The following is a 6,960-nucleotide window of genomic DNA, read 5'->3' as shown; positions in this document are numbered from 1 at the left end:
TTTCGGGCGGTGAAAAACAGCGCGTGGCGATTGCCCGCACTCTGCTGAAAAACCCGCCGATCCTGATTTTTGACGAAGCCACCAGTGCGCTGGACAGCGGCAACGAGCGCGCCATTCAGGCCGAGCTACAAAGTGTGGCGCAAAACAAAACCACGCTGGTAATCGCGCACCGCCTCTCGACCGTGGTGGAGGCGCATGAAATCCTGGTGATGGAAGCTGGGCGTATTTTGGAGCGCGGCACCCATGCGGCGCTGCTGGCGGCCAACGGACGCTATGCGCAAATGTGGGCGCTGCAGCAAAGCGCTGAGTAATTTGTATGTTTTATGTCTCTAGCCCTTATTTATTTAGCGTATATAGCTACATTTTGTGTAGCAATTGTCGGTGCTCGAGATCGCCTGCGTCCGCGCCAGTTGGCATTCACCGCTGAGCCCGCACCGCCATGCCCCACGCCCTGTATGTCTTGCTGCGCACCGCACTGAGTCTGGCGCTGGTGGTTCTTTTACTGTTGCACGTCAGCGGCGACCTGCCGCTGCCCCTGCTCAACCGGCTGGAGCAACTGGCCTACGACGCGCGGCTGCGTTTGACATTGCCCGAAACTGTTGACTCGCGCATCGTCATTGTTGATCTGGACGAGGCCAGCCTACAGCGCGAAGGCCCGTGGCCGTGGCCGCGTCAGCAAGTGGCGCAGTTGGTTGACTCGCTGTTTGACCACTATCAGGTGCGGCTGCTGGGATTTGACATGTGGTTTTCCCAGCCGGAGACCAATCCCACGTTGCTGGCAATGGAGCAGTTGGCGCAGGGACCACTGCGCGACAACGCGCAATTTCAACACCACTGGGCAACAGTGCGTGCGCAAACCGATGGTGATGCGGTGTTGGCCGCGAGCCTGCGCGGTCGACCGATTGTGTGTGGCTACTACTTTGCCAGTGCCAACCAGGAAGGCGAAGCGCTGCAAGTGGGGCAACTGCCTGCACCTGCGGCAGTGCTCAGTCAGTTGGAGAGGGCGGTCAACCCGTTTGCCAGCGCCAGCGGTTACAGCGCCAACCGCGGTCAGTTGCAAGCCAGTGCCACCAGCGGGGGTTTTATTAACAGCAACTTGGTTGACGACGATGGCCTGTTTCGCCGCCTGCCATTGCTGATGACCTACAACAACCAGCTTTACGAACAGTTGGGTCTAGCGATGGTGCGTACCCTGTTTGGGCAACCGCCGCTGGAGTTTGTCAGCGCCGCCGGCTACGCGGCCGCGGGCAGCACTGGCGGGCAGCGCGTGGAGACCTTGCGGTTCGGGCCATTTGAAATACCGGTTGATGGCCAAGGCGCTGCGCTGTTGCCTTACCTGGGACCGCAGGGCAGTTTCCCGTATGTCCCGGCCAGCCAGGTGCTGCGGCGCACGGCTGATCCGAAGTTGCTCGAAGGCGCCATCGTGCTGCTCGGATCCACCGCGCCAGGTTTGATGGACTTGCGCGCCATGCCGGTGCAGAACATTTACCCCGGTGTCGAAATTAACGCCACGCTGATTTCGGGCGTGCTCGATGGCCGCATTAAATACCGCCCGGCCTACACCGAGGGTTTGGAGTTTTATCTGCTGATGCTCATTGGACTGCTCAGCACTGGGCTGGGCTGGCTCGCGCCCCTGCGCGCGCTACTGGCCACTTTGGCCTTGACTGGCGTGGTGATTGGCTTCAATCTCTACGTTTGGGAGGCGCACAACCAGGTGATCCCGCTGGCACCCAGTCTGGTCCTGATCTTGCTGCTCTACCTGATGCACTCCAGCTATGGCTATTTTGTGCAAAACCGCCGCGAGCAACGTCTGGCGCAGGTCTTTGGCCAGTATGTGCCGCCTGATCTGGTGGCCGAAATGAGCAAGAAGCCCGCCAACTTTGCGCTCGGAGGCGAGAGCCGAGAGATGACGGTGTTGTTTTCTGACCTGGCCGACTTCACCAGCGTCAGCGAGGGACTGACACCGCAGCAGCTCACGCAGCTGATGCAGTTTGTGCTGACCCCACTGACCCAGGCCATCCACGCCCAGCGCGGCACAGTTGACAAGTACATTGGCGACGCGATCATGGCGTTTTGGGGTGCACCGTTGGCCGACGCCGACCATGCCCGCCACGCGGTGTTGGCCGCGCTGGCCATGAAAACGCGGCTCGCGGCGCTACAGCCCGAATTGAAAGCGCATGGCTGGCCGGCTTTGCGCATGCGCATTGGCGTCAACACCGGGGTGATGAACGTCGGCAACATGGGCTCAGAGTTCCGCATGGCCTACACCGTGCTGGGCGACGCGGTGAACCTGGCCTCACGCCTGGAAGGTGCAGCCAAGCAGTACCGCGCCACCATCGTCATCAGCGAGACCACCCGCGCGGCGGTGCCCGAGATCGCCTGCCGCGAGCTTGACATCGTGCGTGTCAAGGGGCGCACGCAGCCGGTCACGTTGTTTGAACCCTTGGGGCCGTTGGCCGAACTGGATGCACCGATGCAACAGGCGCTGGCCGCGCACCAGCAGGCGCTGGCCTGGTTTCGGGCGCAGCAGTGGCCGGCGGCGCAGGTCGCTTTTGAGACCCTTGCGCAAGCGTGGCCGCAAGAGCCCTTATATTCGCTCTACTTGGCGCGTATCAGCGTGCTACAGCGCGACCCGCCGGGTCCGGATTGGGACGGCGTGTGCAACCTCACTGAAAAGTAAACCTGGAGGCAATTGCCATGAAACTGCTGCGAACCTTATACACCGTGCTCGCCGCCCTTTTTCTCGGTCTGGCCACCCCGCTAGCCCAAGCGCAGGCGACCGCCGCTGGGTATGTCACGCGGGTGCGCGGCGAGGTGCAGGCGCTGGTGGGCGCCAAAGCGCAGACGCTGGCGCTGGGCAATGCCCTGTACCTCGGCCAGCGCCTGAGCACCGGGGCCGACGCCCGACTGGAAGCGCGCATGAAAGACGGCAGCGTCCTGACCCTGGGGGAGCGCACCGAGTTTGTGATCGAGCAGGTCGCAGGCAGCACGGCCAAGGCAGCCGACAGCCGGTTTTCTCTGCTCAAAGGTGCGTTTCGGGCCATCACCGGCAAGCTGGCCAATGGTCAGCCCGCGGCAAGCTGGCAAGTCCGCACCCCGGTGGCCATCATTGGCGTACGTGGCACCGAGCTGTGGGGCGGCATGAACTTGCTTGGTGCCGGTCCTGACACGCTTGACGTTGTGATGATCAATGGCAAGGGCGTGTTTGTCGAAAACCAGCAGGGCGTCACCGAGTTGGCGACTGCCGGAGACGGCACCACCGTCAAAGGTGCGGCAGCAGCCCCCGTCGGCCTCGTGCCTTGGGGACAGAAGAAAATCGATGCGGCACTGTTCAGCGTCAGCTGGTAAGCTCCGTGAGTCCCGATTTATTCTTAACTTTAGTAGCACAAAAATGTTTATTTATATGGGCTGGAGGCCTATTTGATGGAATTATTGATCCTTGTGCTGGTACTTGGCTTTGTGTTGCACAGTTTCAACCAGAGAGACCAGCGGGTGCGTATTGCCTTGCTGGGGCGTTACCTGGGTAAGTATCAGATCGAGAAACTCATGGAGAACCTGACGCAGGGTTACCTGCGTGCGTTGGGTGAGTCCGATGCGCAACGCCAGGCCTCGATCTGGAGCATGCTCAGCACGGCTGAAACCGAATTGTGTGAGCAGTTCAACGCCTTTGTGCTCGATTTTTCGAACGTTGCGGAGCCGGCGGCGCGGGTCAGCAAGTTGCCCGTCGGTTTGCCTTACGCAGCGCAATGGTTGGCTGCCAGCACTTTTGACATGCGCAAGGTGCTCAGCCTGCATGCCCATGGCATCGCGCAGGCGGCCAACAACCGCCAGGCTCAGTCACCCAAGGGCAAGGCCTTCATCGTGATGGCTGAGCTGTTTTTGATGCAGCACAGCTGTCACTGGTTTTGTCGTTCCAAGCTGGTGGCTCATGCGCGTTTGTTGGCGCGTCATCAAACGCCGTACGAGAAGGTGTTGAACTCGGTGGCCCCGCAAACACGGCAGGCGTACTGTGCCTTGGTCGGGTGTGCGCGGTGATGCGTCTGGTCATGCGCCGCGTCAGGTGTTGGTTGCCACCCTGGTTGCAACGCATTTTGGGACGCGCATCTGCGTCAACTGACCAGCAGCGGGCGCTGGATTTGCTCAAGGCCATCGATGCCGGTGGTTTGCCCCTGAATCCGGCGCGGGTCAACGACATTGCCCGCCAGCTGGGACTGGAGGTATCGCCCAAAGCGCCGATGGCCGAAACCATTGCCCGTATTCGGGCCTGCACCCGGCGCTGGGAGTAACCGCGTGTTGCACAGCCCAGTCAAACAAACCAGGTGAATGCATGGAAACCAAATGGCTTGAAGATTTTGTCAGCCTGGCCGAAACCCGCAGTTTCAGCCGCTCGGCCATGTTGCGGCACGTGACACAACCGGCTTTGTCCCGGCGCATCCAGTCGCTGGAAGCCTGGGCCGGCGCTGACCTGGTGGACCGCAGCAGTTACCCGACACGGCTGACGCCGGCCGGCGAGACGCTGCATGCGCAGGCCATGGAGGTGTTGCATGCGCTGCAAACCACCCGGGCCATGCTGCGTGGTCATGCCACCGCGGCGCAGGATGTGATTGAGTTCGCCGTGCCGCACACCCTGGCCTTCACGTTTTTCCCGGCTTGGGTCTCCAATTTGCGCGAACAGTTCGGTCCGATCAAAAGCCGCCTGATTGCGCTCAATGTGCACGATGCGGTGATGCGCCTGGTCGAAGGGAGCTGTGACCTGCTGATCACCTACCACCACGCGTCACAGCCGTATCAGCTGGATGCCGAACGTTACGAGATGGTGAGTCTGGGTGAAGAGGTGGTGGCACCGTACAGCCGTCCCGATGCACAGGGTCAGCCCATGTTCGAGCTGCCGGGCAAACTCGGCCGCCCGTTGCCCTACCTGGCCTATGCGCAAGGCGCGTATTTGGGGCAGATGGTGGAACTGATCCTGAAGCGCTGCTCGGCACCTGTGCACTTTGACCGCGTATACGAGACCGACATGGCCGAGGGCCTGAAGGCCATGGCGCTGGAAGGCCACGGTGTGGCGTTCCTGCCCTTCAGTGCGGTACAAAAAGATTTGCGTGCCAAACGCCTGGTCAGCGCCGCACCGCCTGAGCTGAGAGGTTTGCAGATCACCATGGAGGTGCGGGTGTACCGGCAGCGGGTGCTGCATCGCGAGTCGTACAAGCCTGCTGCATCGTCCCAGACAGGTGAGTCAGGCAAACGCAGCGCCCTGGCACTGTGGGACTTCTTGTTGGCGCAGGGGCGCGCCAGCCTGGGGTGATTCAAACCGCTAGGGCGGGACCGCCCATCAAGTCCACCAGTTCTGCGGCAAAGCGCTCGGGCTGTGCCAGATGGGGGCTGTGGTCAGCACCGTCATACAGACTGAGGCGCGCCGAACGGATTTGTGCCGCCACGTGGTGGGCTGTGTCCAGTGTGTAGAAGTTGCTGCAAGCGCCGTAGGCCAGCAGGGTGGGTAGCGCGATCTGCGGCAGAACATCGCGGTAGTCAGCGGCAACCAGGCTTTGCCACAGGCTGATCAAGGTGGCAGGCTCCAGCTTGCCCAGGGCCTCACGCGCGACGCGCCATCCCGAGCTGTTGCGCAGGTAGGTTTCGCGGGCGCGCGGATTCAGGCCAAACGCGCTCAGTCGCAACACGGCCTCCACAAAATCAGTCTGCAGATCGTCAACAAACTGCTGTGAGCGTGCGGCACCAAAGTCACCGTAAATGCCATCATGCCAGGTGGGGTCGGTCATCAGTTTGGGAGACTGGTCAATGAAAGCCAGCGCAGAGAAACGCGTGCTGCCGAAATCGCGCAAGCATTGCCACAGGGTCAGCGCACCCATCGAATGCCCCACCGCGGCCACGCGCTCAAGTTCAAGGTGGTCCAGCAAGTTCATCACATCACGTGCCAATCGGCGCACATCGACGGCGGTGCCGGTCTGAAGCGCATGCCCGCCATGGCCACGCGCGTCGGGGCGCAGCAGGCGCACGGTTGGGTGCAGGCGGGTCAGTGGCGTGATCAGTGGCGACCAGGCGGCGTGGCTGGCGGTCCACCCGTGCAGCAGCAGCAGCGGTGTGCCCTGTCCGGTTTGATACAGATGGAGCCGTTCGCCGTCGTCGGCACTGATGATGTGATGTTGCATGCAGAAAGTTTAGCGGCGGTGGTGGCCGCTTGGCAGTGACTTTTGGGACAATCAGCACCATGACCCAAACCCTGACCATCACCCGCCCTGACGACTGGCACCTGCATGTGCGTGACGGCGACGCTCTGGCGGCTGTGGTGCCCCACACGGCAGCGCAGTTTGCCCGGGCCATCATCATGCCCAACCTGCGCCCACCCATCACCACGGCGGCGCAGGCGCTGGCATACAAGCAGCGCATTTTGGCCGCCGTGCCCGCTGGCGTGCCATTTGAGCCACTGATGACGCTTTACCTCACCGACAACTTGCCGCCAGAGGAGATTGTCCGCGCCCAAAGTGCCGGTGTGGTGGCGGTCAAGCTCTACCCGGCGGGCGCGACGACCAACAGCGACGCGGGTGTGACCAATATTCGTCACACCTACGCCACTCTCGAAGCCATGCAACGCGCCGGCATGCCGCTGCTGGTGCATGGCGAGGTCACCTCGCCCGATATTGACCTGTTTGACCGCGAGGCGGTGTTCATCGAGCAGCAACTGATCCCGCTGCGCCGTGATTTCCCCGGGCTGAAAATCGTCATGGAACACATCACGACCGCTGAGGCCGCGCAGTATGTGGCCTCGCAGGGGCCGTTGACCGCCGCGACGCTGACGGCGCACCACCTGCTGTTCAATCGCAACGCCATTTTCAGTGGGGGAATTCGCCCACACTACTATTGTCTGCCGGTGCTCAAGCGCGAAAGCCACCGCCAGGCGTTGCTGGCCGCAGCGACCAGCGGCAGCCCCAAGTTTTTTCTTGGCAC

General features: G+C 61.9%; 8 protein-coding genes. 7 read left to right on the top strand and 1 reads right to left on the bottom strand.

Annotation, left to right across the window (positions count from 1 at the left end):
• The 6 genes from KBF66_RS18105 to KBF66_RS18080 form a co-directional block, all read left to right on the top strand.
• On the top strand, positions 1 to 311 hold a 311-nt coding region (locus tag KBF66_RS18105), incomplete at its 5' end, for an ATP-binding cassette domain-containing protein (protein ID WP_296660795.1).
• A gap of 128 nt (positions 312 to 439) precedes the next feature.
• The gene (locus KBF66_RS18100) at positions 440 to 2,680 is read left to right on the top strand and encodes an adenylate/guanylate cyclase domain-containing protein (RefSeq protein WP_296660794.1); all 2,241 of its coding nucleotides are present in this window, start codon (positions 440 to 442) and stop codon (positions 2,678 to 2,680) included.
• Positions 2,681 to 2,697: 17 nt separating this feature from the next.
• On the top strand, positions 2,698 to 3,348 hold the full coding sequence (locus KBF66_RS18095; RefSeq protein WP_296660792.1) for a FecR family protein: 651 nt from the start codon (positions 2,698 to 2,700) through the stop codon (positions 3,346 to 3,348).
• A gap of 75 nt (positions 3,349 to 3,423) precedes the next feature.
• Positions 3,424 to 4,035, top strand: a complete 612-nt coding sequence (locus tag KBF66_RS18090) for a hypothetical protein (protein ID WP_296660789.1) — start codon at positions 3,424 to 3,426, stop codon at positions 4,033 to 4,035.
• An 11-nt stretch (positions 4,036 to 4,046) separates the two neighbouring features.
• Complete coding sequence (locus KBF66_RS18085) at positions 4,047 to 4,286, top strand: hypothetical protein (RefSeq protein WP_296660786.1); 240 nt, start codon at positions 4,047 to 4,049, stop codon at positions 4,284 to 4,286.
• A 41-nt stretch (positions 4,287 to 4,327) separates the two neighbouring features.
• Positions 4,328 to 5,302 carry a LysR family transcriptional regulator gene (locus KBF66_RS18080; RefSeq protein WP_296660782.1) on the top strand — a complete coding sequence of 325 codons (975 nt, stop codon included), beginning with the start codon at positions 4,328 to 4,330 and terminating at the stop codon, positions 5,300 to 5,302.
• Position 5,303: 1 nt separating this feature from the next.
• On the opposite strand, the gene KBF66_RS18075 is transcribed toward KBF66_RS18080, so the two are convergent.
• A complete protein-coding gene (locus KBF66_RS18075) occupies positions 5,304 to 6,164 on the bottom strand; it encodes an alpha/beta hydrolase (RefSeq protein ID WP_296660779.1) in 861 nt (286 codons plus the stop codon).
• Positions 6,165 to 6,223: 59 nt separating this feature from the next.
• On the opposite strand from KBF66_RS18075, the gene pyrC reads away from it, so the two are divergent.
• A partial coding sequence (gene pyrC / locus KBF66_RS18070; RefSeq protein ID WP_296660775.1) for a dihydroorotase occupies positions 6,224 to 6,960 on the top strand: 737 nt, incomplete at its 3' end.

This window comes from Rhodoferax sp. (genome assembly GCF_018063565.1).
In the GTDB taxonomy this organism is placed as follows: domain Bacteria; phylum Pseudomonadota; class Gammaproteobacteria; order Burkholderiales; family Burkholderiaceae_C; genus Rhodoferax.
This window is presented reverse-complemented; position numbering and strand designations above follow the sequence as displayed.

Excerpts from the sequence above, each read along its gene's own strand:
- KBF66_RS18100 (WP_296660794.1), top strand. The coding sequence starts at position 440 with ATGCCCCACGCCCTGTATGTCTTGCTGCGCACCGCACTGAGTCTGGCG.
- KBF66_RS18095 (WP_296660792.1), top strand. The coding sequence starts at position 2,698 with ATGAAACTGCTGCGAACCTTATACACCGTGCTCGCCGCCCTTTTTCTC.
- KBF66_RS18080 (WP_296660782.1), top strand. The coding sequence starts at position 4,328 with ATGGAAACCAAATGGCTTGAAGATTTTGTCAGCCTGGCCGAAACCCGC.
- KBF66_RS18090 (WP_296660789.1), top strand. The coding sequence starts at position 3,424 with ATGGAATTATTGATCCTTGTGCTGGTACTTGGCTTTGTGTTGCACAGT.
- KBF66_RS18075 (WP_296660779.1), bottom strand. The coding sequence starts at position 6,164 with ATGCAACATCACATCATCAGTGCCGACGACGGCGAACGGCTCCATCTG.
- KBF66_RS18085 (WP_296660786.1), top strand. The coding sequence starts at position 4,047 with ATGCGCCGCGTCAGGTGTTGGTTGCCACCCTGGTTGCAACGCATTTTG.